The sequence below is a fragment of the Acidaminococcus massiliensis genome (assembly GCF_900095825.1).
In the GTDB taxonomy this organism is placed as follows: Bacteria; Bacillota; Negativicutes; order Acidaminococcales; family Acidaminococcaceae; genus Acidaminococcus; species Acidaminococcus massiliensis.
In genome coordinates this window covers 2509236-2533649 of sequence record NZ_LT608315.1, presented here as the reverse complement: position 1 = coordinate 2533649, position 24414 = coordinate 2509236, and the positions used below count along the sequence as shown (strand labels likewise).

Below are 24414 nucleotides of genomic sequence, written 5' to 3'. Positions count from 1 at the left end.
GGAAAACCACGGTTTGTCGTGATTTCCGGCTTCTGAAAATCCCATGGGCGCACCATGGGCGCAAATGGCTGCACCCCCTGTGCAATGAAATTCCCATAGATTGTGAAAAAGCAGGTGCCAGACGCTGCATCTGCTCCGGATCCCCTGTCAAAAGCTGTCCTGTAAGGCGCTTTGACAGGGGATTTTTGCGGATGGGCTTTCGTTGCCGGATCCCATGTCGATATGTTATACTGTACACGGTGTTGTCTATACGGTAGGCGGTCAAATCTTGCCCCAGAGATGGGGTGAGGGCCATGAACGAAACAAATCTAACTTTATTTTTGTTAATCGTCCTGGTACTTCTTTTGCAAAAAAAGAAATTAACCGCCCCATGCTTCCAGGCTAGGCGGTTAATTCTGATCTAACTATGGGGCTGACCGTCACCAGACAGCACCATTTGTATTTTCATTATAACACAGTTACAAGGGATTGCAAGAGAGGTATAGAAGGGGGCATAAGAAAACCCGCCATCGGCCTCAATCGATAGGCGGGTTTTCTAAAACCTTCTAACAACGGGGCTGACCAAATGGACAGCTCTTTTTTCATTGTATCATAGTTCCCTACGTTTGCAAGGCTGAAGTAATCAGGCTACTATCAGATTTTTTTCTCCCGCCAAAACACGCCATGCTGCACCGTTACCATCCAGAGTTCTTCGTTTGATGTCATTTGCTGTTTCAGGGATTCGATAGATGCCGGACAGGGAAGGGGCTTTCCATATCCCATTGTCTTTAAAATCAGATGTATCAAAGTCTTGCTTCCTGCAACACCGGGCGCAAACCGGTCCACTGCTGTTTCTTTTCCTTCCGGAAAGTCTGGAAATCGGGCCAGCAACGGTTGAGCCATACCTTTTCTTTCTGGCCCAGGTCGGCAGATCATGGGATAGGTATAAGAGCCTTCCAGGAACTTTTTCCAAAGATTCCCTTTGAATTTGCTGTTCCCTTCCAGGTCCACCACTTTCTCATACAGCCAAACGGCTTTCCCGTCCTGGGTAATCCGGTCGTCATGGAGATGGCCGAAGAACCAGCGGCGATAGGTGAGGTGGCTTTCCAGCTCTTCCAGCTTCCGAGCCACCGGGCATTTGTCTCCCAGGTGGGCTACCATCCGCATACCGCCCTGGATTTTCCAGCGGGTGGGGACTGTGTGGGTCACCACGTAGTCTACCTTCCATCCAGCCCGGTCCAGGGTGTCCCAGGCGTGCTGCCATTCCGCTTCGGAAGGTATTTCTTCCGGCCACCAGGAAATCCCTTCTCTCCGCATCCAACGGTCCGTGCTCATGGCTCCGCCCATGGTGAAGAAGGTATGGCCTTCCAGGGTGAACAGCTCCCCACGCATCAGATGGAACAGGTTGGGCAGCAGCTGGTGGGCATGTCCGCCTTTCCATGCTACCACCGGGTACTGATTGAGCAAGGCAAAGTTCTCATGGTTCCCGTCCACAAAGGCCACCGTATAGGGCCACCGGGCGATTTCCTCCAGCATTTCCCGGTCCGGGCCCTGGGCCGGGTTCGTCCAGGGTATCCCGAAATCCCCACAAACAAGCAGTATGTCCTCCGGCTGGCAGTCCACGCCCCGGGAAAGCAGATTCTTCGGCCGGATCCGGTCAAAATCCAGAGGGCCGTGGGTGTCTCCTGTGAGATAAATCATGATACTTTCCTTTCATGGGTGTAAAAAGCCCGTCAGAATCTCATTTTAGAAGCGTTCTGACGGGCTTTGCTTTTCATGGTACACTGGGCTTTGTATTTTGGCTTATCTCTCGTCAGAAGAGCACCTGGAGCATCCTGGCAGTATCCTGGAGCTGGAGGATGCTGTATATCCATTCATCCGGGTCTGTTTCCATGGAGGTTTTGTTGGTAGAACCTTCCGTTTCCCAGGGAGCAGTGGTATTATCCTTGTCCAATTCCCGGACGGCAGCTTCCAGCCGTTCCACATTTCGGTCATGGACATCGGGCGTAAATCCGTAATACGCCATTTCCAACATGGCAGCTGCCAGAAAATCCAGCCGTTCTTCCAGTGTGAAGCTGTCCGGCATCCGAACTTCCGCTGCTAGGGTTTCCGCCCACGGAGCAGCTGTGTAATCCAAAGCCTGAGGGCTGTTCTGGGACAGGCTGTTGAACAGCGCTTTCCGTGCATCCGGTTCCATGGAAGCCAGTTCTTTCTGGCTGTAGAAGCGTTCCAGCTTCCAATCCTTCCGGGCCCTTTCCAGGTCAGCGGTCCGATACAGGTCGGCGGTCAGGTGCTTTTCTCCTGCATCATACCAGCTTCCAGGAATCAGGATTTCTGTTTCATCCGGCAGGACAGGCTCCAGCTCACAAAGGTAACAGAGAAACGTGTCCACCGTATTCCACCCAGCCTGTGAAGCCACGTGGCGATGCGCTGCACAGGCTGCCAGGCGGGGCAGGTCGGTCTGTTGCAAGGTTTGTTGGAGATTCAATGAGGCACCTCCTGGTTTAAAGAAGTCTAATTATTAATATTGTATCACAGCACCAAATGCCAGAGCCAGCCTAAGAACCCACTTCACGCAAAAGAAGACCATTTGCTGCAGGCAAATGCTTATGAATGTGAAAACGGGCGGTTCTGGCGAAATTTTGCCTATGGCAAAAGTCGTGAACCGGTTGCTACGGCGTCCCTGCGCTGCTCCTATTAAAATATGGTCGGGAAGACGGGAAAACCACAGCCTAGCGTGATTCCTGGCTCCCGAAAACCCCATGGGCGCAAATGGCTGCACCTCCTGTGCAATTGAAATTCTACTAGATTATGCAAAAGCAGGTACGGAAAAAGCTGCATCTGCGTTGAATCCCCTGTCAAAAGTCGCTTTGTGAAGCGATTTGACGGGGGATTTTCTTTGGATAGGCAATTTTTACTTTCATCAGCATTCATCACCGTTGAAAATAAAAATTTCGGCTTGTTGAGGGCGATTTTAAGTCGGGACAATTCCCTTCTTTGAAATCCTTTTTATTTTTTATGGATTTTTCAGCCAACATGGAGACGGTTTTCCTTTTTAGGCGTTAGGGTCATTTCTTTGATGGATTTTGCCTTTCCCCAAATAGAATGATAGACATCCATCGTTTCCTGTTTTCCAGTTTCATCTTTCACCAACATCAGGTACCATGTCCTTTCTTTCCTTTAATACGGCAGAATAGAGAAAATAAATGATTTTAAGAGAAATCAATCAGTTGTCCACATTTTTGTACAATAACTATGGTATTCTATAGGTGGGAAGATATTTGCAAATGATGTTTTTTATGGTGAAAATTGAAAAATTATTTTAGTCTTGGTTGATGAAAAAATTATTCGTTGGTAATGATTCCGTAGACATCGCCTAATCTTTTCAAATATTTGTATTAAGTCTTATATAGATGGTATAGTTAAGGTTGTATATAGATAAAAAGCAACAGTTGGAAACAGGCTGGAAGGCCCCAAGCGTACTTTAGTCTTTTTTTGACTCATATTTTACAGAATACTGTGTGAGAGGATGAAGATTTGTGAGTGAACTTCTTGAAAAAAGTGATTATAAAGAAATACTTCATTCCAAAAGGGCTAATATCTACTATCTGGAAAAATGCCGTATCTTACAAAAAAACGGAAGGGTTGTTTATCTGACAGAAACTGAAAAGGGAAATCTGTACTGGAACATTCCCATTGCCAATACAACGGTTATTCTGTTGGGAAATGGAACTTCTATCACTCAGGCGGCGGTACGGCTTCTTTGCAGCGCAGGTGTTATGGTTGGCTTTTCTGGAGGTGGCGGGACGCCTTTATATGCAGGAACGGATATAGAATGGCTAGGCCCGCAAAATGAATATCGTCCTACGCAATATGTACAGAAATGGCTGGCTTTCTGGTTTGATGAAAAGAAAAGACTTTGTGTTGCCAAAGAATTCCAGAAAAGAAGATGTGATTTTATTACAGAGGTATGGTCAGAAGATGAAGACCTGCAGGAAGCAGAGTTTTATGCGGATGATCTGGAGATAGAAAATGCGATAGATAGTTATCGTAAAAAAATAGAAACGGCAGATTCAGTGACACGGCTGTTGACGGCAGAAGCAGAGCTTACGAGGAAACTGTACTCCTATTCGGCAAAGTCCACAGGGATTTCTTCGTTCGTACGATTGCATGGAAATCACGAAGCACAGGTGGATTCCAAGGCTTCTGATGCAAATGATTTCCTGGATAATGGAAATTATCTGGCTTATGGACAGGCAGCCTGTACCTTATGGGTCCTGGGAATTCCTCACGGATTTGCCGTTATGCATGGGAAAACGAGAAAAGGGGCTCTTGTCTTTGACGTGGCGGATTTGATCAAGGATGCTATCGTCCTTCCCTGGAGTTTTATCTATGCCAGTGAAAATAAAAGTGCTAAAGAGTTCAGACAGCAATGTCTGAAAAAATTCACAGAACACAGGACCATGGATGTATTGTTTGAAGAAGTCGAGAAATGCTGTCAAATTTATTCGTAGGTGATGAAATGTTTGTACTTTTTGTTTCCCGCAGTGAAAAAAAGCGCAAGAAACTGTCAGACGGATATTGGATAATTATGCGGACCGTATTGGCAACGATGTATGGCGTACTGTGATTACCCAGGAAGGATTGGATGCTGTCCGTGCTGTACTTCGAAAAAATGCCACGAAAAATATGGCTGTAGCCTGTCACTGGATCCGTTCCCGCAGGCAGAGCGAAATCCTGTGGATTGTCGGGCGGCGAGAGTGTTTTAATGAAGATGGGATTGTACCGATCGGGACCACAGAAAAAAATTTGGCACATAATGAGTGGCAAAATGACTGGCAGTATTTCAATTTAGTGAAGGATTTTACAGCATTAGCTGCTTTATTCCATGATTTGGGAAAGACGAATGACTTTTTCCAGAAAAAGCTGAATTCCCGGAAACCAATAGCAGATCCTGTCAGACATGAATGGATTTCCTGTAAACTCTTGGAAATAATGTCAGGTGCTGATGAAGAACAGTGGTTAAAAGATCTTACTGACGGAAAATGGGATGAGCAGGATTTCCTTTCCAGAATTCGTTCGCTTTCTGAGGATAATAAATGGAAGCAGAAGAAACAGAATGGGCCTGTTATTGAAATTCTACAATGGCTTATCCTTACGCATCATCGAATGCCCAATTTAATAAAAGAAAAAAGAATTGGAGCGGAAGGTACAGCAATAACTACCTTTGAAAGTATGTTTCAGAGTATCCAGATGGATTGGGGATATGAAACAGGAACGCAGGCTTCTTCCAAGGATTTGGAGCAGTGCTTTCAGTTCACCAAAGGGTTGATAGGGAAAAAATGTACTATCTGGTATAAGAATGTACAAAAATGGAGTAAAAGACTCCTGGAGGATTATTCGCGTCTGAAACAAATCTGGAAAGAGGACTATGCGGATAAAGAGACTTCTCCATTACGGCTCATTGTACACCAGGCTCGCCTGTGTATGATGCTGGCTGATCATTATTGTTCTTCCTGTGATAAAGACGCAGAAAATCAAAAACGATTTTATCAGAACGATATTTGGGCAAACACAACCCCGAATGGTCAGAAAAAACAGTTGCTGGAAGAACATCTGGTGGGAGTTATGAGACAGGCTCTTAAAATAGCTTGGAATTTACCCGGATTTACCAATCATATGGAAAGAGCCTATGATATCCATGCCTTGAAAAACCGAAGCCCGGAGCCTTTTCATTGGCAGGATAAAGCCGTTGATAAAATTATAGAAGCTCGTAAACAGAGTGATACTCCAAATACTTTCTTTGTGGTGAATATGGCCAGTACCGGATGTGGAAAAACATTTGCCAATGCCAAGATTATGAAAGCCATTTCTCCTGATCAGGAATCTCTTCGTTTTGTCCTTACGTTGGGATTACGGACGTTGACGCTTCAGACCGGTGATGAATATAAAAATCGGATGCAGCTGAGCCAGCAGGATCTGGCTGTTTTAATTGGTTCACGGGCTGTCATGGAATTGCACAAGAAAGATCAGAATCAGGAAAACTGCGGGGAAAACGAACCACTTTTACCAGAAAAACTGAATTGGTTCGATACAAACAATGAAGAACAGCTGGCTTTTTTAAACCTGTTCTTTGATGAAAGAAAAGCTGCTTTCTCATTAAAGAATAAAGAATTCCTGTATAAACCAATCCTGGTTACGACCATTGATCACATGATGTCAGCTACAGAAACCATCAGAGGGGGAAGGTACATTCTTCCGTGTCTGCGGCTTTTGTCTTCCGATCTGGTGATTGACGAAATTGATGATTTTGGTCCGGGAGACCTGATTGCTATTGCCCGCTTAGTGCATCTGGCAGGAATGTATGGAAGAAATGTGCTGATTTCATCGGCTACGATTCCTTCTGATCTGGCAGAGGCGATGTACAAATCCTATCAGGACGGACTGAAGTGCTGGAACAGTTTCCATTCGGAAAACAGACAATGCATTTCTGTTATTTGTGATGAGTTCCGTACCATGACGGAACCCATGAAAGCACGGGATGCCTATCAGCATTTACATGCCCGGTTTATCGAAAAAAGAGTTGAGAGTCTTATTCGGCAGCCAGTGAAACGGAGAGGATATATTGCTCCTGCAGCAGATGTATCGATTGACGGCGAAACAGCCGAAGAAAAATATTTAGACTCTATACGGAGGCAGATGCTTCGATTGCATGAATCCAATCATGTGATTGATGAAAAAACAGGGAAAAAGATTTCTTATGGAGTAGTCCGTATGGCCAATATCACTCCCTGTGTTGTATTGAGCCAATATTTATTGAATTGCGATTTTCCCGACGATACTACAATTCGGTTTATGACGTACCACAGCAGGCAAATTCTTCTTCTTCGGCATTTGCAGGAGAAATATCTGGATAAAATCTTAAACAGGAAAGAGGAAAAAAGCGACAGGGTGCAATTGAATGACCCGGTCCTGCGAAATCACATTGACCAGGCTGAAGAAAAAAATATCCTGTTTGTGGTAGTGGCTACTCCCGTAGAAGAAGTAGGCCGTGATCACGATTTTGACTGGGCTGTAGTCGAGCCATCTTCTTATCGCTCCATTATCCAGCTAGCAGGGCGGGTACGCCGCCATCGGCCTAATAGGGAAAACATACCGGAAAATATGGCTATTATGGAATACAATATCCGGGGTATCCGGAACAAGAAAAGAGCTTTTATCCGGCCAGGGTACGAAGATGGAAAATATATTCTGGAAAGCCATGACCTGTGTAAAATCCTGGATGAAAAGAAACTGAAGAACCGCATTGATGCTATTCCAAGAATCCAAAAGAACTCTCCCCTGGAACCGATGAAACGATTGATTGATTTAGAACAGGCTGTTATGGAAGATTTGAACAGTAAAAGTGATGAAGGACCACAATGTATCAATGGCTGGAATGAAGAATGCTGGTGGATGACAGGACTTCCCCAGCAAATCAATCCTTTCAGGCGGAATACGATGAAAGAGGTAGAAATTACCGCTTATTATGATGCTGGAAAGGTGGCGTTCTGTGAATCAGATGGTATAAAATATAATGAATGTACAATGAAATATGGGATTCAGGATGCACCGGATTTTTCGGAGGATATGAAAAAACGATTCTGGATCCGCAGGGAATATCTGGATGCTTTGAGAACAACGACAGGAGGAAATATCGGCCTGGGTGATGAAGAATATGAAAAGAAGCTGAGAGAAACATCAGAAAGATATGGAACATTGAGCATGCCAGTATCTGATGACAGCAATGAACACTGGCTTTATTCAGATCAGTTTGGCTTGTATCGAAAAGACAGTCAGGAGGTGCAGCATGGGTAAACTGACAGAATATGTGGAAGAATGTCTTCAGAAACAGATTAAAAAGGATATTGACAAAATAAAAAAAGAACGGAAAGACAAAGAAGCAGAAGCGACACTATCCGATGCTGAAATAAAAGTATTTAACGACCGGATCGCAGCAGCTCAGAGTCAGACAGAAAAGGATTATTTGCTGAAACTATTGGGCTTTTTTCAATACTGTACGGTTTGTACCCATGTGGGGAAATTTACGCATCCAGACAGCAGGATTATCATCAATGACGCAGGTTCTTGGACAAATAATGGCTTTGTGGTTACGTCCAATGTGAATTGCATAAAGGATATAGTCTGCAGTTCTTCTGCTTATATGCCTGTAGCTAAATTCCTTCAGCTGGAACTGGAAGATGGCAGAATGCTGTTGGAACATCTACTGGAATCAGATCAGAAGGTCCTTAATAATCTTGGGCAGTTTGGAATTCAAAAGAATGATATTTTTAAGGCAATCCATTCTCTGCCATCTATTACCGTAAAAGCTACGGAAAAAATCCTGAAGCAGGTTTATTTTCCGGTGAAAGAAGGATCTTACCATCTTCTGACGGTTATGCCGGCATCCTCTCTTATGGAAACATTAAAGGTAAGGATCGATCAACGGATTCGGGAAAATTGGGCTTCTTATAATAAAAAAAGTGACAGGTACGGACAGCCCTGTTCGAGAATCCCCAATCGGGCAGTCATCTATTTCGGAGGCACAAAACCCCAGAATATCAGTACATTGAATAACAGCAATGGAGGAAAAGCTTACCTGCTGGAAGCATTACCGCCTGAATTTTCAAACCAGGCCGTACGGCTGCCCAAACGGAATTTCTTCCAAGAAACAATCTCCTTCCGCTCTGTTGAAGTGCTGTTAAACCATTTACATAAACTGTTTAAAATCCAATGGAATAACGTCCACATCCGTAATGGAATCAAACAGACCATTGATCAAATTATCGATGAATGTATCTTTCGTTCAGACCAGATAAGACAGTTTCCCGTTGGATGGTCGCAAGAAGAAAAATATCGGGCATTGCCACTGGCTCAGAAAATATGGCTGGATGATTTCTATACGGATAAAAGAAAGAATGTTGACTGGATTGATTCAATCAGTGAAGAATTCGCCAGATGGCTGGATATCAGTTATAAACGGGCAGCCAGGAAGGAAAGCGTTAAGTTAGAGGATGCGGAGTTGAAATTCTTCAAATACCGTATGAAATCTATTTTAAGAGAGGAGATGAGAAATGCATGAGCAGCCGTCAGTATCTTTTATTGTCCCATCTGAAGATACACAACGCAAATGCTATGAGCAGCACTTTCACAGTTGGGGTGCCTGCCATGACTGCATGGTTAGGAGGGGTGCATGCTTTGGAAAGGACAATCCGTCATATTCCCGAATATGCAAGGGTGACTTTCCATAAACTGGCAGTTTCTTTTCACCATACCGAACTTCAGGTTTATCACAAACCTTTTGAAAGCAATCATTATATTTCAGGTACAGGAAATCCACTTGTTAAAAAAGGAGCAGGATTTGTAAAAGCTTCTTTTATAGAGGAACCAAGAATTCATCTGGACGTCTCCTTGCTGATAGAAATGAGCAAAACAGATGTAAACCAGACAGAACAATTGAGCGAGGATATACGGCACTGTTTGCAAAAATTAAAGTTTGCAGGAGGAGATATAGAGCAGGTCCTCAAAGTACAAGTCGTTTACGCGGAAGAGCATTCTGCGGAATCTGCGAAGAGAATTCTGAAGCAGCTCATGCCGGGTTATGTTTTAATCGAACGAAGGGATTTGCTCCAACAAGAAATGGAAAATGGGGCAGACGGCCTAGATGGATTGCTGCACTATCTGGAAATCAAAGAAGAGCCTGTAAAAAACGAAGGTGGGGAGATTCTGAACTGGAAATACACAAAGGCAGTTAGTGTCTGGCTGGTCCCTGTTGCTGTGGGATTTCATGGAATCAGTCCTTCTGGGAAAGCTGTTAAGAATCAGAGAGATCCTTCCGTGCCCCATTGTTTTACAGAGAGTGTGGTCACACTGGGGGAATTCCGTCTGCCTATCCGGTTTGACGATATTGATGAAATTATGTGGAACTATCATTACGACAAAGGTTCCCAATATTACCTTTGTGAAAATAGAATTCATGAGGAGGAAAAGGAAAATGGCCAAAACAAATGAAAGGGTTTCAGTACTAGCTTATGAGAAGAAACTGGTGCTCTCCGACGGGTATTTTTATGGAACAACGTGGGATGCAAAGGATTCTAAGGCTGAAAAAATTCCAGTGGTAGAAAAAGCGGTACGGGGGACAATTTCGAATCGTCTCCCTGATACGACAGTTAACGACCCGGCTAAAATGCACGCTGAAGTCAATAAACCCAATTTGCAGACGGTGGATACCGCTTCTCTGAAGCCAGATCAGGATACCCTGAAGGTGACTTTTACGCTGAAAGTTCTTTCCGGGGTCCAGTATCCGGTTGCCTGTAATAATGAAAAACGCTACGATGATTTTGTAACGATGGCCAAATCTTATATCCAGGAAACCGGATGTAGTGAACTTGGAAAGCGCTATGCTTTAAATCTGGCCAATGGACGTTTTCTCTGGAAAAATCGTGTGGGCGCTGAAAAACTCCAGGTGAAGGTTACGCTTGTCGATGATAAGAATCAGGGAGCATCCCGGCAATGGATTTTTGATCCTTACCAATATTCTCTGGAAAATTTCGATAATACGGATTCTTCTGTTGACGATCTGGGACAAATCATTGCAGAGGCACTTGCCGGGAAACGGGATTACATTGTCCTCAATGTGGAAGGCTATGCGTTAATGGGATTGGGCCAGGAAGTTTACCCCAGTCAGGAACTGATTCCGGATAAAGATAAGGAATCTGCAGATAAGAAAAACCGAAAGAGCAAAATCCTGTATCAATCTTATGGCACTGCTGCCATGCATTCTCAGAAACTGGGAAATGCAATCCGCACCATTGATACCTGGTATCCGGCGTATGGAGAGGATTGGAATAGACCTATTTCGGTAGAAACCTATGGGACTGTTTCCACCATGGGAAGGGCATTTCGGAGCAACAATAAAAAGGACTTTTATACGCTCTTTGATGACTGGTCCAATAAAAAAAATATTTCCGACGAAGAGAAGGATTATGTTATGGCTGTAATGATCCGCGGCGGTGTATTTGGTGACAGCAAGGAGTAATGGATATGGAATATTACCAGGAAATCACGTTGCTTCCAGACTGTGAAGTTCCGGTGACGTTTTTATGGACAAAGCTGTTTGGAATGCTGCATCTTGCTTTTGTAAACCAGCAGAAAGAAAACAATGCAGAGTTCGGAATTTCTTTTCCTCAATACAGTGAAAACGGAGTGGGAGAAAAAATGCGGATCTTTGCAGAGAAAAAAGAAATGCTGGAAGCACTGCAGCTGGACAGAGTGCTGAATCGAATGCGGGATTACGTACACATTGTTTCTGTGCGGAAAATCCCTGTAAGACGGCTTACCGGGTATGCGATATACAGTCGGTATCAGCCTGATGCATCTGTTGAGCAAAAAGCGAGAAGGTATGCCAAAAGACATCCGGAATCTTCCTATGAAGAAGCTCTGGAATTTATGAAACAGAGGACAGAAAAATATCAACTACCCTTCATCCAGATTAAAAGTTTATCCAATGGACAGTTCTTTCCCTTGTTTATCCGGAAAAAGACTGTTGAAGAAGAATCCAACAATGGATTTGGAACCTATGGCCTCAGTGCCAAATCCTCAGTCCCAGAATTTTAACCCAATTTTCATAATGGATCCGCAGGCCTTGTATTAAGCGGGCCTGTGGAAATCCGAAATAAATTGGGTAAAAAAGAAATTCTGCCTCAAACCGAGGAAAATACGAATGGTTTTGTGGATGCAGAACAGCTTACTACCGTGAAGGTAGCTTAGAAAGAGTCTGAAACTCTTCCCCAGCTTCGAGCACGGCTTACTACCGTGAAGGTAGCTTAGAAACATCCGGTTCAACATGGCCAGCGGGATACCAAGCTTACTACCGTGAAGGTAGCTTAGAAATGGAAGAAATGCATTGTCTTGCACGTGGGTACGCTTACTACCGTGAAGGTAGCTTAGAAAATGAACCCATCGAGCGGGGACAACAAGATGGAGCTTACTACCGTGAAGGTAGCTTAGAAATTGAGCGCTGTCGGAACCACTACGGCAATGCCGCTTACTACCGTGAAGGTAGCTTAGAAATTAGACTGATTCACAACAGCGCACAGATGATTGCTTACTACCGTGAAGGTAGCTTAGAAAACCTGTGTCGACTTTATAAAAACGATATATTCGCTTACTACCGTGAAGGTAGCTTAGAAATGATTAACAAATCTTCTTCCCGATCTACCCTCGCTTACTACCGTGAAGGTAGCTTAGAAATGCTGGCACGGACCAACGGCCTCAAGGCATCTGCTTACTACCGTGAAGGTAGCTTAGAAAACGTAGCCGTTCTGGTCCTTGCAAATATCTCCGCTTACTACCGTGAAGGTAGCTTAGAAAATTGCTTTCGTCACGGTAGTACGCTCCAAATCGCTTACTACCGTGAAGGTAGCTTAGAAATCACAGTCCAGATAATGATTCTCTGCATGTGCGCTTACTACCGTGAAGGTAGCTTAGAAACAAAACGAAAAGATGTGGGTCAAGAGCAATGGGCTTACTACCGTGAAGGTAGCTTAGAAAATTCCCATAGAGTCAACTACAGCCTTGGTAAAGCTTACTACCGTGAAGGTAGCTTAGAAAATGTAGCGATAGCGCTCCGTTTTCAGTGCCTTGCTTACTACCGTGAAGGTAGCTTAGAAAGACGACTGGCCAGCCAGCCACAAAACAGGTGGGCTTACTACCGTGAAGGTAGCTTAGAAATTTGGAGGAAGGAAAGGTGAAGCTGCTGACGTGCTTACTACCGTGAAGGTAGCTTAGAAAATACTCGATTGTACCGAGCGCAAGAACGTGGGGCTTACTACCGTGAAGGTAGCTTAGAAATCCACTACTTCCGCCAGCCCCGGCAACTTCTAGCTTACTACCATGAAGGTAGCTTAGAAAATGGGAGAAGCGGGCTTTCCAGATAAGCCATAGCTTACTACCGTGAAGGTAGCTTAGAAATGTATCCGTCTTTTTTCGTTGCGGTACGGCATGCTTACTACCGTGAAGGTAGCTTAGAAACGAAGCAGTCCCCAGAGATTGCTAAATGGGGCGCTTACTACCGTGAAGGTAGCTTAGAAACGAAGCAGTCCCCAGAGATTGCTAAATGGGGCGCTTACTACCGTGAAGGTAGCTTAGAAATATAGGTGGCTCCAAAGACAGTCAAATAGATTGCTTACTACCGTGAAGGTAGCTTAGAAATGGCCATGGGCGGAAAGGCTCTTTATACGAGGGGTTCGCAACCGATCCACAGCTCCATTCTAATCGTACCGTAATTCACTATAAAAGGGAATATCTGGTACAACTCTATTATACGATGGGTTCGCCGAAGGCAAACCCATCCCGGCCGCCGGTCGGGCCTGATAAGAATTCAGAAACGGCTCTGACGGGCCTTGAGACATCAGATGTCAGCTTTGTTCGGCGTAGCAGCAGGGACCTTCTGCTTATCGCCAACAAGCTGGCATCTGACTTCTGACAGGCCCGAAGGGCCGGGTCTGGCTTCTGTTGTCTTTCTATACAAAAAGCCGCCACCCGAAGGTGACGGCTGTCCTTTTTAAAATATGGTCGGGGCGACAGGATTCGAACCTGCGGCCTCTTAGTCCCGAACCAAGCGCGCTACCAAACTGCGCTACGCCCCGACAACACAAATAGATTATAGAGGTTCAGTTGGCTTTTGTCAACTGTTCTTTGCCAAATTCCGGGAAAATCTTCAGCCGGATCTCGAAAGGACGTTCCCAGGGCAGGTTCACGGCGAACTGGGCATCCCGGAACCAATAGGCATTCCGGCCGTCCTGGTAATAGGGGAACTGACGGCAATACCACAGGAAAACCTGGTGATAGATCCCCAGTTCCCGGGACAGGTAGCAGGTGGCGGCGTTGGGGTAGTCTCCGCCTTTTTCCGGGTCCACTCCGTTCAGCTCCTGGAGCTCGGCCATGTGGGGACGGATCAGCTTCTGGTAGGCCCAGTCATCCAGGAAACGGGCATAGTTGAACCGGAAATTGGCACTGTACAAGGCCGGAAGCTGGTCTTTGGGCAGTCTTCGGGCCTGGCCGGATACGATGGTCCCTTGGGCCACCGCCGTACCGATGGCGTTGGAAGCGGTATTCCAGCCGGAATAGGCCAGCAGCTGGGGGAGCGGCGTCCCGTTGGCCATCAGGTGGGGCAGGATGCAGTCCCCGGCGGAAAAACGGGTGGACAGGTCCACCAGGGCCACCGGCTTCCGGTCCATCAGTCTTTTGATCTCCTGGGCGATGGCCGTATAGGCTTCCGGCTCTTCGCTGCCGCAGTGGATATACAGGACGAAATCTGCGTCTTCCAGGGAGTCTGTGGCGGTGCCGTTGGCCAGCTGGATCTTTTCGGCGGCGATCTGGCCCAGGGTCAGGGGAACGAAATGGAGGGTGTAGTCCTTCATCTTCTCCGACCCGTAAAGGACTTTGATCTTCGGCCGGTAGCCGGTGCGTCGGCTGTAGATCCGGGCGGCGGCCAGGGCTCCAAGTTCGTCCGCTCCCTGGGAAGTGTAGATGGGCGGGTGCAGGTCGTAGGCCTGGGGGTAGGCACCAGCGTTCAGCCGGTTGTAGTTGGGCAGGCCGTAGGGATGGGCATCGTCCTGGCCGATCACCAGATCCGTCAAATTCTCTTCTGTGACGAACTGGACCAGTTCCTGGTTGAACCGGTCGTTGTCTCGGTACAGAGTGATGTATTTCCATTTCAGGTCCATAGGGATCAGGGCCTTCACTTCTTCGTAGTTCTCTTTGTCGTAGGGCAGTCCCCGGATCTTTTTGTCCATATTGATGGTCCAGGTCATGAGATGCCATTGGTACCACCGGTCGGGCAGCACGTGATCACTGATCAGGAGCCGGGGGATGATGGAATACAGGTAGAATTGCTTATCCGGGCTGTTTTCCTTCAGCTCTTCCAAATAGGTGAAGAAGTCTCCGGCTTTTTGGTCCGTAAGAGGTTCCATCCGGGAATGGAGGAGGCCGCCGAAAATCAGGAGATCGCTGGAAAGCAAAGCTCCCTGCTGCTGGGGCAGGATGCCGGCCAGCCAACTCTTCAGCTCCGGCACACGGGCCGGTTCGTCATACCAGTCCATGATCTCATTGGGAGGTGCGGTGAAATGGATGCCTCCCAGGGCTCCCAGTTCCTCAGTGAAATCCCGGCAGGGAGGCCGATTGTCCAGGGGCAGAAGGGCCCAATTCTCCGCCGCAGGTACTTGTCCGGGAGAAAAAACAACCCCTCTGGGTGCCAGAGTATGGTACAATACACCTGCAGCAGCGATGCAGCCCAGGGCGAAAGCCAGGAGGGGTTTCTTCTTCACAGCAGGGGACTCCTTTCATAAAATGATAAATACTATTATATCCTACGGAAGAGGTTTTGTGTATGCGGATCATTACGGGAAAAGCCAGGGGACTGAAACTGGTGACACCGAAAAATTATCTGGTGCGTCCTACAGCGGATCGGGTCAAAGAAGCCCTGTTCAACATCATCCAGGCCAGGATCCCTGGAAGCCAGGTGCTGGATGCTTTTGCGGGCACTGGGAATCTGGGGCTGGAGGCCTGGAGCCGGGGAGCGGAACAGATCGTCTATTTCGACAAAAGCCGGGAGAGCCTGAAATTGGTCCGGGCCAATGTGGAGAAGGCAAGGGCAGGGGAAGCGGTGACACTGATCCACACGGATGCGGTGAACGGATTGGCCATGATGGAGCAGCAGGGGAAACAGTTCGATGTAATCTTTTCAGACCCTCCCTATGATAAGGGGCTGAACCAGAAAGTGGTGGAGGCTTTGGAAAAATGGCCGGTATTGAAGCCGGGAGGGCTCCTGGTGCTGGAACATTCCCTGGGAGAGGATCCGGGAAGCTATCTGCCGGAAGGGACGGAATTCCGGCAGGAAAAGTACGGAGATACGAAAATCTCCTTAATAGTGTGGAAAAGCTGAATTGTTTTTGTTATAATGGTACTTAGCAAATCTGCTTCTTTTGGAGGTACAACGTGCGCAAAGCTGTATGTCCGGGCAGCTTCGACCCGGTTACCATGGGACATCTGGATATTTTTGAACGGGCCAGCAGGATGTTCGATGAACTGATCATCAGCGTCTTTGTGAATCCGACGAAAGACAAGGCCATGTTTTCCATGGAGGAAAGGGTCGCCATGATCCGAAAGGCAACGGCTCATATTCCCAATGTACGGGTAACCTGTTTTTCCGGTCTGCTGAATGAATTCTGTGAACAGGAGGGCGCAAAATTCATCGTACGGGGGCTGCGGGCTTTCACGGATTTCGAATATGAATTCCAGCGGGCCCTGCTCATGAAGGAAATCGATGAACGGCTGGAAACGGTGTTCATCATGACCAATGCCAAGTATTCCTATCTCAGTTCTTCCGGAGTACGGGAAATGGTCTATTTTGGCGGTGATATCACTGGATTCGTCCCGGACTGTATCCGGGCGGAGGTCATGCAACGGGGGAAACCCTCGAACAGGAAGACTGAATACAAAAAGGAAGGATAGATGGTCATGGAATTAGATAAGATCTTGGACGAAATGGAAAGCATTCTGTCGGATGGTTGGAGAATCCCGCTTGTCAACAAAGTGGTAATCGACGAGAACGAAATCACCATGGTGATGGACAAGCTGAGAGCGGCTGTGCCCCTGGAAGTGAAACGGGCCCATGACCTGTTGGAAGAACAGAAGAACATCATCGATAAATCTCGGGCAGAAGCAGACCATATCGTAGAACAGGCCCATGCAGAAGGCGGACGGATCGTGGATTTGGCCAAGGCAGAAGCGGACCGTCTGGTCCGGCAGGAAGAAGTGGTGAAGGCGGCCGAGGAAAAGGCCAACGGCATCATCGCCACCACCCAGCAGTACGACCGGGATATGCGGGCTGCTGCGGATGCCTATGCAGAGAAGCTCCACAGCGAATCCATGCAGTACGCTATGGATGTGTTCAATTATCTGGAAGAGAACCTGACCAAGACCCTGAGCGCCGTAAAGGACAATGGGAATGCCCTGAAATCCTCCTATGATGCAGACCATCAGCTGAATGCAGGGGATGGGGAAGAAAAGAAATAAAGAAATCGATACAAAAGGGCTGCGGAAGCTACCGGCAGGAATGCCGGGAGGATCCGCAGCCTTTTTTGCTGCAGGAAATTATGGAATCATGACAAGCTGCCTGGACTGTCCTTTGACAAAAAAGAGGCACTGCCCGTCTCTGAGCCAGTGCCTCTTTGCTTTTTAAATGGTGGAACTAACTGGATTCGAACCAGTGACCCCCACGATGTCAACGTGATACTCTAACCATCTGAGCTATAGTTCCATAAGCAACAATGCTATTCTAAACGATAGGAGCCATTTTGTCAATAGGGTTTCCTGTTTCTTTTTTTTCAGGGAAACGATATAATGGAGAGGACAGTCAATCAATCCTTGGAGAAGTAGGAGGAATGGAGTTTGTCTGAAGTGACGGAAAAACGGTTTGTCTTCCAGGACGCCCGGGAAATGGTGGCGGTGCTGGGAGAAACGGATGAATACCTGAGACAGATGCAAAGGAGCCTGGGCTGCCAGCTGATCCCCCGGGGCAACGAACTGATCGCCCAGGGAAAGGAACAGGATGTGGAACTGGCCGGGAAGCTGATCCAGGAACTGCTTTACCTGTATAGGCAGGGCCTGCCGGTAACGGCCCATGACGTGAAATACAGCCTGAAACTGGTGCTGGAAGGACAGGAAGAGCAGCTGCACCGGCTTTTTACCGATACGGTGCTGACAACGGTGCGGGGACGGCAGGTCAAGGCCAAGACTCTGGGCCAAATGCGCTATCTGAAGACCATCGCCCAAAACGACATCACCATTGCCATCGGTCCGGCCGGGACCGGGAAAACGTATCTGGCTGTAGCTATGGCGGTGAAAGCGCTGAAGAACAAGGAAGTGGAGCGGATCATCCTGACCCGTCCGGCAGTGGAAGCCGGGGAAAAGCTGGGTTTTCTGCCCGGGGACCTGCAGGAAAAGGTGGATCCCTATCTCCGGCCCCTGTACGATGCCCTTTATGAGATGCTGGGGATGGAAGCGTTCCAGAAGAACCTCCAGCGGGGGATCATCGAAGTGGCTCCTCTGGCTTACATGCGGGGCCGTACCTTGAACGATGCCTTCATCATCCTGGACGAGGCCCAGAATACCACGGCAGAGCAGATGCGGATGGCCTTGACCCGGTTCGGGTTCGGGTCCAAGCTGGTGGTCACCGGGGATGCTACCCAGGTGGATCTGCCCAGCGGACGCCAGTCCGGCCTGGTGAATGCGGCCCAGGTGCTCCGGGACGTGCCGGGGATCGGGATCGTTTCTTTTTCAGAACACGATGTGGTCCGCCATGAAATCGTCGGGGCCATCATCAAAGCCTATGAGAAATACGACCGGGCCAAGAAAGAACACCGGCCGGCGGCTGAGGGAAAGGACAAAGGAGCAGGAAAATGATCGTTACTTTAGAAAACAACCAGACGGAAATCGCCATTCCGGAAGAACTGGAAGAAACGCTGAAAAAGGCCATGGAAATCGTGGCCAAGAAGGAAGCCTTGGGACCCAATACGGAAGTGGACATCACCATTGTGGACAATGCAGAGATCCATACCCTGAACCGGGAGTACCGGGGTATCGACCGGCCCACGGATGTGCTTTCCTTTGCCCTGGACGAAGGGGATGAAGAACCGGAAGTAGAGGACGGGGAAGCGGAACACCTGCTGGGGGATGTGATCATCTCTGCGCCCCGGGCGGTGGAACAGGGAGAAGAATTCGGCCACGGACTGACCCGGGAAATGACCTATCTGGCAGTCCACGGCATGCTCCATCTATTGGGCTATGACCATATGGAAGAAGCGGACAAACGGGTGATGCGGGCCCGGGAAGAGGAAATCCTCCGGGAACTGGACCTGGCGGAGGAAAACTATGGAGGCTGAACTGGACCGGGAACTGTATGAAGCGGCCTGCCAAGCCCGTGAGAAGGCCTATGCACCCTATTCCCATTTTGCAGTGGGAGCGGCCGTCCGGGCGGCGGACGGCCGGATCTTTACCGGCTGCAACATCGAAAATGCTTCCTATGGCCTGAGCCTGTGCGCGGAACGGTGTGCCATCTTTGCCGGGGTGAAAGAAGGAGTACGGGAATTCACGGCTCTTTGCGTCACGGCCGATACGCCGGGACCGGTTTCTCCCTGCGGGGCCTGCCGGCAGGTGATGGCGGAATTTGCCATCACCCGGATCTTTTTGACCAACCTCCAGGGAGCCTGCAAAGAAATGACGGCAGCGGAACTGCTGCCCTACGCTTTTGAATTATAAGAGAAGAGGAAATCATGGAAGAACAGAAGAGCAAACAGCATCGCTCTGGATTTGTGGCCATTGTGGGACGTCCCAACGCCGGGAAATCCACCCTGGTGAACCAACTGGTGGGGGAAAAAGTGGCCATCATTTCTGACCGGCCCCAGACTACACGGAACCGGATCCTGAGCATCCTGAGTACCCCAGAGGCCCAGATCGTATTCCTGGACACCCCTGGTCTCCACAAACCCCAGGATAAATTGGGAGAACATATGGTCCAGGCGGCCATCAACGCCATCAAAGAAGTGGATGTGGTGCTTTTTGTGGTGGATGCTTCGGAAAAACGAGGAAAGGGAGAACAGGTGATCCTGGACCGGCTGAAAGGGGAATGCAAAGTCCCGGTCATCCTGGTCCTGAATAAAATCGACCAGCTGACGGATAAAGCGGTACTGCTGCCATTGATCGACAAGTTCCGGAAGGAATATCCCTTCCACAGCGTACTGACCCTTTCGGCGCTGGAAGACCAGGATTTCACCCCTCTGCTCCAGGAAATCATCCATTGCCTGCCGGCGGGGCCCAGCTTCTATCCGGAAGATATGTATACGGATCAGACGGAACGGGTCATGGCCGCAGAAATCATCCGGGAAAAAGTCCTCCAGCTGACCCGGGATGAAGTTCCCCATGCGGTAGCTGTCCAGGTGCAGGAGATGAAGGACCGGCCCAACGGCCTGGTGTATGTGCGGGCAGATATCTTCGTGGAACGGGATTCCCAGAAGGCCATCTTGATCGGAGCCAAAGGGAAGATGCTGAAAGAAATCAGCCAGCGGGCCCGGACGGATATGGAAGCTTTCCTAGGCTGCCGGGTGTACTTGGAACTGTGGGTGAAGGTGCGGCCCAAGTGGCGGGAAAAAGAAGGGGACCTGAAACGGCTGGGACTGGCCGGAGAGCGTCCCCAATATTGATCCATATTGACCGGGTACGGGAGAAAAGTGTATAATTTTAAAGTGTAACTGTCTGGGAAGTTCCCAGCAAACTGATTAAAGGAGAGATGTCCTATAGACGCGGGACCTGCGCTTGGGCGCATATTGAAACCAATCATATATCCTTTTGCTTTTCTGTTCTGGCATGTGGGGGAAGCCCTGTACCATTTCATGGGGGAAGAACCGATCCACCGGGGAACCAGCCATTCGGAGGATGATATCCGGAAAATGGTCAGTGCCAGTGAAAAAGGCGGCAGCATCGATCCGGTGGAAAGCCGGCTCATCGACAATGTGTTCGATTTTGCTGACCGGGTAGCCCGGGAGGTGATGGTGCCGCGGCAGGATATGGTTTGCCTGTTCGTGGATGATCCCATCGAGGAAAATATGAAAGTCATCCGGGAATCGGGGCATACCCGCTATCCCCTTTGTGAAGAGGATCGGGACCATATCCTGGGGATGATCCATATCCGGGAGTTCATGAATGCGGACTATAAGCAGCCGGGCTTCGATCTCCGGTCCATCATGCGGGAAATCGATGTGGTGCCGGAAAGCATGTCCATCGCCAAGATCCTCCAGCTGATGCAGCACAAGCATGTGCAGATGGCCGCCGTGGCAGATGAATACGGGGGTACGGCAGGGCTGGTGACCATGGAGGACCTGCTGGAAGAAATCGTAGGGGATATCCAGGACGAACATGATGCGGATATGCCGGAAATCAACAAGATGCCCGATGGATCCTATGTGTTCGATGGGCTGGTACTCCTGGATGAAGTTTCGGAGATCATGGGGATCCAGTTCGACGATCCGGAAGAGGACACGATCGGAGGATATGTGTTCGGCCTCATCGGCCGGCAGCCGGTGGTAGGGGACAGCGTAGAGGAAAACGGCTATAAATTCGAAGTGCTGGATTCTACCGGGTTCCGGGTCCTCCGGGTGCGGGTGATCCCTCTGAAAAAAGATAAGAAGGAAGCGGCTGTCCATGAGCAGTGAAGTGTTCCAAGACGAAGCAGTGATCCTCCGAGTCAAAAACTGGCAGACTGCGGATAAGTACGCAGTCTGCTTTTGTCGTGGACATGGAAAGATCCCTTTTGTGGCTTACGGGGCGGCCTATCCCCGGAGCCAGAGCGGGAGGCTGGTCCAGCCTTTTGCCCATCTCCAGGTGACGCTGAATCCCGGCCGGAAAGTGGCTTCTCTCCGGAGCTGTGAGAGCCTGGAAATGCCTCTTCCCATGGATTGGGAGAACCTAGCCTACGGGGCCATCATAGGGGAGGCGGCGGAAAATCTCCTGGGGGAAGGAGAACCCCAGGAGGAAGTGTTCCAACTTCTCTTGGAAGCGTTCCGGTTGCTGGGGAAACGGAACCGGCGGCTGGTCACCGACAGCACCCTGCTGAAGCTCCTGGCCCTGTGCGGTTTGAACCCCATCCTAGACCAGTGCACCAGCTGCGGGGAACCGGTGGAGGAAGACGGCTATTTCAGCCTGGTCGAGGGGGGCTTCCTGTGCAAAAAATGTGCCATGGGAGATGAACTGCCCTTCACAGTGCCTACCCGGGACCTGATGGGCCAGCTGCTCCATCTGGATCTGGCGGCGCCTCCTGATTTCACGGTCCGGGGCAGGGAACTGATGGCTTTGGAAAAAATCCTCTACCAGTTCATCCTCTACCAGACGGATCGGCCTCTGCGGAGCCTGGAATTTTTGGCGAAGATGGAGAAACAGAATCATGGATAACCGGCAGCTGGGCAAACTGATCCTGCGCCAGCGGAAAGACCTGATTTTTTGGCTGGTGCTGGTGTTCAACACGTTGACCACCTTTGCTACGCCGGCGGTGGACTGGTATTTTCCCCTGAAACTGGTCCTCTTGTTCTGGGTGGGGTCCGGTGTCTGGCTGGCCCTGCCCGTCATCGAACGGCTGAAGAAACGGGAACGGGCCTGGCATCTGGCCTTTCTGGCTCTGGTACTGGGCAGCCTGTATCTGTTCCCGGCTGCCTGGCCCTTGAAGGTGGAATACCCCCTGCTGGAGCTTTGGTTCTTGGTGACGGTGCCCTGCACTTGGTACAGTGTCTGGCACTTTTTCGGCCGGCGGAAGATGTGCCAGCCTCGGGGGATTTTGTGGACAATTTGGCCGGTACTGTTGACCTTGGGAGGCTGTTGGGCCGTTGCGGATCCGGATCGGGGAGCCTTGGGGGCCGCCTTCCTCCAGCAGCTGTTCTATCTGGCCTTGGGACTGGAATACTGCCGCTGCGGGGCCCATTACCAGCACAGGATGCTGTTCAACGGCGGGCTGCTGCTGCTCACGGCGGCGTTCTGGAGCTGTCTGACGGCCTTTGCATTCGTCCTGCCAGAGCCGGTGTATCCGGCACTGTGGGCTGCTTGGCTGGGTGTGCTGAATTGGATCTTCCCGGAGCTGGGGAGAAGCTAGTGAAGAGTGAAGGACGGGATGGGACAAGAAGTCAGACACGGCCCTGATGGGCCTTGAGACATCAGACGTCAGATACGATGAACGATGAACGACCAACGATGAACGATGAATGAGGTATACCTATGAAACTGATCACCTGGAATGTAAACGGCCTCCGGGCTTGTATGAACAAAGGCTTTGGAGATTTCATGAAAGAAGCGGATGCGGATATCTTCTGCATCCAGGAAACCAAGATGCAGAGGGAACAGGCTTCCTTCGCTTTCCCCGGCTACCATGAGTATTGGAACAGTGCGGTGAAGAAGGGGTATTCCGGTACTGCCATCTTTTCTAAAAAGGAACCGGTGAAGGTGACCTATGGCTTGGGCCTGGCGGAACACGACCAGGAGGGACGGGTGATCACCGCTGAATACCCGGATTTCATCCTGGTGAACGTATATACCCCCAATTCCCAGCGGGGGCTCACCCGGCTGGACTATCGGATGGAATGGGAAGATGTTTTCCAGGACTACTGCACCGGTCTGGCGGAACAAAAGCCGGTGATTGTATGCGGGGACATGAATGTGGCTGCCCAGCCCATCGACTTGAAGAACCCGGACAGCAACCACAAGAACGCCGGGTTCTCCGACGAGGAACGGGCCAAGTTCCAACAGTTCTTGGACCATGGGTTCGTAGATTCCTTCCGGAGCCTGTATCCGGACAAAACCGGGGCTTACACCTGGTGGTCCTACATGTTCAAGGCCCGGGAACGGAATGCCGGGTGGCGGATCGACTACTTCCTGGTGTCTGCCAATGGAAAGGAACGGATCCAGGATGTGATTATCCACAATGAAGTGCTGGGCAGCGATCACTGCCCGGTGGAATTGGACTGGAAATAGGAGGCCCGGAACATGGAAGGGGCATTTATCGGAGATATTGTGGGATCGGTGTATGAGTGGAAGGACCATAAGGGGAAAAGATTTCCACTGTTTGCTCCCGGCTGCCGGGCGACGGATGACTCCCTGATGACACTGGCCGTGGCCAGGGCCTTCCAGGAGGCCCAACAGGCCGGGAAACTGCTGGCAGCGGATACCGTGCTGCCACTCCTGGCTCGGGAAATGCGGCGCATCGGGCAGAAATATCCCGACGCCGGGTTCGGCGGCAAATTCCGTTATTGGCTCTTCCACCCGGAAATGGGGGCTTACGGCAGTTTCGGCAACGGGGCGGCTATGCGGGTCTCCCCGGCTGGCTGGTTCGCTTCCACTCTGGAAGAAGCCCGGCAGCTGGCTGTCCTGTCCTGCCAGGTGACCCACAATCATCCAGATTCCTACCGAGCTGCCCAGGCCGTGGCGGGAGCGGTGTTCCTGGCCCGGCAGCACAGGACCCAAGACCAGATCCGCACCTATCTCCGCCCGTACTATCCCCTGGATTTCCGGCTGGAGGAAATCCGGGACAGCTATCAGGGGGACGCCACCTGCAGCGGTTCTGTGCCCCAGGCGCTGGAGAGCTTCCTGGAAGCCAAAGATTTCGAAGATGCCATCCGGAACGCTGTGTCCCTGGGAGGGGATACGGATACCTTGGCAGCCATTGCCGGCAGCATCGCCGAGCCTTTCTTCGGTATCCCGGAACAGATCCTGGAAGAAGGCAGGAAGTTCTATCTGCCGGAGATGATTCAGGCAGTGAAGTGAAATAAAAGATATCAGACCGGCCCTTGCGGGCCT

The 24414-nt window shown here is 49.6% G+C and carries 21 protein-coding genes, 2 tRNA genes, 1 pseudogene and 1 CRISPR repeat array; of the genes and pseudogenes, 18 read left to right on the top strand and 6 right to left on the bottom strand.

Going from position 1 to position 24414, the window contains the following annotated elements:
- Positions 1–633: 633 nt before the first annotated feature.
- From BQ2657_RS12185 to BQ2657_RS13460, 3 genes are all read right to left on the bottom strand, one after another.
- Entirely contained in the window at positions 634–1680 is a 1047-nt protein-coding gene (locus tag BQ2657_RS12185; RefSeq protein WP_075580862.1) for a metallophosphoesterase family protein, read from the bottom strand.
- 112 nt (positions 1681–1792) lie between these two features.
- Positions 1793–2467 carry a hypothetical protein gene (locus BQ2657_RS12180; protein ID WP_075580861.1) on the bottom strand — a complete coding sequence of 225 codons (675 nt, stop codon included), beginning with the start codon at positions 2465–2467 and terminating at the stop codon, positions 1793–1795.
- A gap of 539 nt (positions 2468–3006) precedes the next feature.
- A complete protein-coding gene (locus BQ2657_RS13460) occupies positions 3007–3135 on the bottom strand; it encodes a hypothetical protein (protein ID WP_261796530.1) in 129 nt (42 codons plus the stop codon).
- A gap of 383 nt (positions 3136–3518) precedes the next feature.
- Here BQ2657_RS13460 and cas1f point away from each other — a divergent pair, with 383 nt between their 5' ends.
- From cas1f to cas6f, 6 genes and pseudogenes are all read left to right on the top strand, one after another.
- The gene (gene cas1f, locus BQ2657_RS12170) at positions 3519–4493 is read left to right on the top strand and encodes a type I-F CRISPR-associated endonuclease Cas1f (protein WP_075580859.1); all 975 of its coding nucleotides are present in this window, start codon (positions 3519–3521) and stop codon (positions 4491–4493) included.
- Positions 4494–4542: 49 nt separating this feature from the next.
- Positions 4543–7836 (top strand): annotated as a pseudogene (gene cas3f, locus BQ2657_RS12165) (type I-F CRISPR-associated helicase Cas3f); the annotation flags it as partial.
- On the top strand, positions 7829–9100 hold the full coding sequence (locus BQ2657_RS12160; RefSeq protein WP_075580857.1) for a type I-F CRISPR-associated protein Csy1: 1272 nt from the start codon (positions 7829–7831) through the stop codon (positions 9098–9100). The pseudogene cas3f and the gene BQ2657_RS12160, both read left to right, overlap by 8 nt.
- Positions 9097–10029, top strand: coding sequence for a type I-F CRISPR-associated protein Csy2 (gene csy2, locus BQ2657_RS12155; protein WP_075580856.1), 933 nt, complete (start codon positions 9097–9099; stop codon positions 10027–10029). Before BQ2657_RS12160 ends, csy2 begins: the two co-directional genes overlap by 4 nt.
- Positions 10013–11056 (top strand): type I-F CRISPR-associated protein Csy3, encoded by a 1044-nt coding sequence (gene csy3, locus BQ2657_RS12150; protein WP_075580855.1) that lies wholly within the window; start codon positions 10013–10015, stop codon positions 11054–11056. Before csy2 ends, csy3 begins: the two co-directional genes overlap by 17 nt.
- 5 nt (positions 11057–11061) lie before the next feature.
- Positions 11062–11634: a type I-F CRISPR-associated endoribonuclease Cas6/Csy4 gene (cas6f, locus tag BQ2657_RS12145; RefSeq protein ID WP_075580854.1), complete on the top strand. Its 573-nt coding sequence runs from the start codon at positions 11062–11064 to the stop codon at positions 11632–11634.
- 128 nt (positions 11635–11762) lie between these two features.
- A CRISPR array of direct repeats spans positions 11763–13230; the repeat unit is 28 nt; unit sequence GCTTACTACCGTGAAGGTAGCTTAGAAA.
- Between the two features lie 360 nt (positions 13231–13590).
- On the opposite strand, the gene BQ2657_RS12140 is transcribed toward cas6f, so the two are convergent.
- Positions 13591–13667: transfer RNA gene (locus tag BQ2657_RS12140), tRNA-Pro, on the bottom strand.
- Between the two features lie 24 nt (positions 13668–13691).
- Positions 13692–15347, bottom strand: a complete 1656-nt coding sequence (locus BQ2657_RS12135; RefSeq protein ID WP_075580853.1) for a DUF4127 family protein — start codon at positions 15345–15347, stop codon at positions 13692–13694.
- A gap of 62 nt (positions 15348–15409) precedes the next feature.
- Here BQ2657_RS12135 and rsmD point away from each other — a divergent pair, with 62 nt between their 5' ends.
- Genes rsmD through BQ2657_RS12120 form a run of 3 tightly spaced genes read left to right on the top strand, consistent with a single transcriptional unit; the run spans position 15410 to position 17097 of the window.
- Complete coding sequence (rsmD, locus tag BQ2657_RS12130) at positions 15410–15964, top strand: 16S rRNA (guanine(966)-N(2))-methyltransferase RsmD (RefSeq protein WP_075580852.1); 555 nt, start codon at positions 15410–15412, stop codon at positions 15962–15964.
- Between the two features lie 53 nt (positions 15965–16017).
- On the top strand, positions 16018–16533 hold the full coding sequence (coaD, locus tag BQ2657_RS12125; protein ID WP_075580851.1) for a pantetheine-phosphate adenylyltransferase: 516 nt from the start codon (positions 16018–16020) through the stop codon (positions 16531–16533).
- Positions 16534–17097: a hypothetical protein gene (locus tag BQ2657_RS12120; RefSeq protein WP_232709087.1), complete on the top strand. Its 564-nt coding sequence runs from the start codon at positions 16534–16536 to the stop codon at positions 17095–17097. It begins immediately after the preceding gene.
- A gap of 167 nt (positions 17098–17264) precedes the next feature.
- Here the strand turns inward: BQ2657_RS12120 and BQ2657_RS12115 are convergent.
- A tRNA-Val gene (locus BQ2657_RS12115) sits at positions 17265–17341 on the bottom strand.
- 131 nt (positions 17342–17472) lie between these two features.
- Here BQ2657_RS12115 and BQ2657_RS12110 point away from each other — a divergent pair.
- The 9 genes from BQ2657_RS12110 to BQ2657_RS12070 all read left to right on the top strand — a co-directional run bounded on the left by BQ2657_RS12110 (position 17473) and on the right by BQ2657_RS12070 (position 24381).
- On the top strand, positions 17473–18486 hold the full coding sequence (locus BQ2657_RS12110; protein WP_075580850.1) for a PhoH family protein: 1014 nt from the start codon (positions 17473–17475) through the stop codon (positions 18484–18486).
- Complete coding sequence (gene ybeY, locus BQ2657_RS12105) at positions 18483–18965, top strand: rRNA maturation RNase YbeY (protein ID WP_075580849.1); 483 nt, start codon at positions 18483–18485, stop codon at positions 18963–18965. Before BQ2657_RS12110 ends, ybeY begins: the two co-directional genes overlap by 4 nt.
- Positions 18955–19341 (top strand): cytidine deaminase, encoded by a 387-nt coding sequence (locus tag BQ2657_RS12100; protein WP_075580848.1) that lies wholly within the window; start codon positions 18955–18957, stop codon positions 19339–19341. Before ybeY ends, BQ2657_RS12100 begins: the two co-directional genes overlap by 11 nt.
- A gap of 14 nt (positions 19342–19355) precedes the next feature.
- A complete protein-coding gene (gene era / locus BQ2657_RS12095) occupies positions 19356–20282 on the top strand; it encodes a GTPase Era (RefSeq protein WP_075580847.1) in 927 nt (308 codons plus the stop codon).
- Positions 20283–20405: 123 nt separating this feature from the next.
- Positions 20406–21290 (top strand): hemolysin family protein, encoded by an 885-nt coding sequence (locus tag BQ2657_RS12090; protein WP_075580846.1) that lies wholly within the window; start codon positions 20406–20408, stop codon positions 21288–21290.
- On the top strand, positions 21280–22026 hold the full coding sequence (recO, locus tag BQ2657_RS12085; RefSeq protein ID WP_075580845.1) for a DNA repair protein RecO: 747 nt from the start codon (positions 21280–21282) through the stop codon (positions 22024–22026). Before BQ2657_RS12090 ends, recO begins: the two co-directional genes overlap by 11 nt.
- Complete coding sequence (locus BQ2657_RS12080) at positions 22019–22717, top strand: hypothetical protein (RefSeq protein WP_075580844.1); 699 nt, start codon at positions 22019–22021, stop codon at positions 22715–22717. Before recO ends, BQ2657_RS12080 begins: the two co-directional genes overlap by 8 nt.
- A gap of 122 nt (positions 22718–22839) precedes the next feature.
- Positions 22840–23592: an exodeoxyribonuclease III gene (locus BQ2657_RS12075; RefSeq protein ID WP_075580843.1), complete on the top strand. Its 753-nt coding sequence runs from the start codon at positions 22840–22842 to the stop codon at positions 23590–23592.
- Between the two features lie 12 nt (positions 23593–23604).
- A complete protein-coding gene (locus BQ2657_RS12070) occupies positions 23605–24381 on the top strand; it encodes an ADP-ribosylglycohydrolase family protein (RefSeq protein WP_075580842.1) in 777 nt (258 codons plus the stop codon).
- The last annotated feature ends 33 nt before the right edge of the window (positions 24382–24414 follow it).

Coding starts and splice junctions, on each gene's coding strand:
- csy3 (WP_075580855.1), top strand. CDS start 10,013: ATGGCCAAAACAAATGAAAGGGTTTCAGTACTAGCTTATGAGAAGAAA.
- BQ2657_RS12080 (WP_075580844.1), top strand. CDS start 22,019: ATGGATAACCGGCAGCTGGGCAAACTGATCCTGCGCCAGCGGAAAGAC.
- BQ2657_RS12120 (WP_232709087.1), top strand. CDS start 16,534: ATGGTCATGGAATTAGATAAGATCTTGGACGAAATGGAAAGCATTCTG.
- csy2 (WP_075580856.1), top strand. CDS start 9,097: ATGAGCAGCCGTCAGTATCTTTTATTGTCCCATCTGAAGATACACAAC.
- BQ2657_RS12160 (WP_075580857.1), top strand. CDS start 7,829: ATGGGTAAACTGACAGAATATGTGGAAGAATGTCTTCAGAAACAGATT.
- cas6f (WP_075580854.1), top strand. CDS start 11,062: ATGGAATATTACCAGGAAATCACGTTGCTTCCAGACTGTGAAGTTCCG.
- BQ2657_RS12070 (WP_075580842.1), top strand. CDS start 23,605: ATGGAAGGGGCATTTATCGGAGATATTGTGGGATCGGTGTATGAGTGG.
- BQ2657_RS13460 (WP_261796530.1), bottom strand. CDS start 3,135: ATGTTGGTGAAAGATGAAACTGGAAAACAGGAAACGATGGATGTCTAT.
- BQ2657_RS12185 (WP_075580862.1), bottom strand. CDS start 1,680: ATGATTTATCTCACAGGAGACACCCACGGCCCTCTGGATTTTGACCGG.
- BQ2657_RS12075 (WP_075580843.1), top strand. CDS start 22,840: ATGAAACTGATCACCTGGAATGTAAACGGCCTCCGGGCTTGTATGAAC.
- recO (WP_075580845.1), top strand. CDS start 21,280: ATGAGCAGTGAAGTGTTCCAAGACGAAGCAGTGATCCTCCGAGTCAAA.
- ybeY (WP_075580849.1), top strand. CDS start 18,483: ATGATCGTTACTTTAGAAAACAACCAGACGGAAATCGCCATTCCGGAA.
- BQ2657_RS12100 (WP_075580848.1), top strand. CDS start 18,955: ATGGAGGCTGAACTGGACCGGGAACTGTATGAAGCGGCCTGCCAAGCC.
- rsmD (WP_075580852.1), top strand. CDS start 15,410: ATGCGGATCATTACGGGAAAAGCCAGGGGACTGAAACTGGTGACACCG.
- era (WP_075580847.1), top strand. CDS start 19,356: ATGGAAGAACAGAAGAGCAAACAGCATCGCTCTGGATTTGTGGCCATT.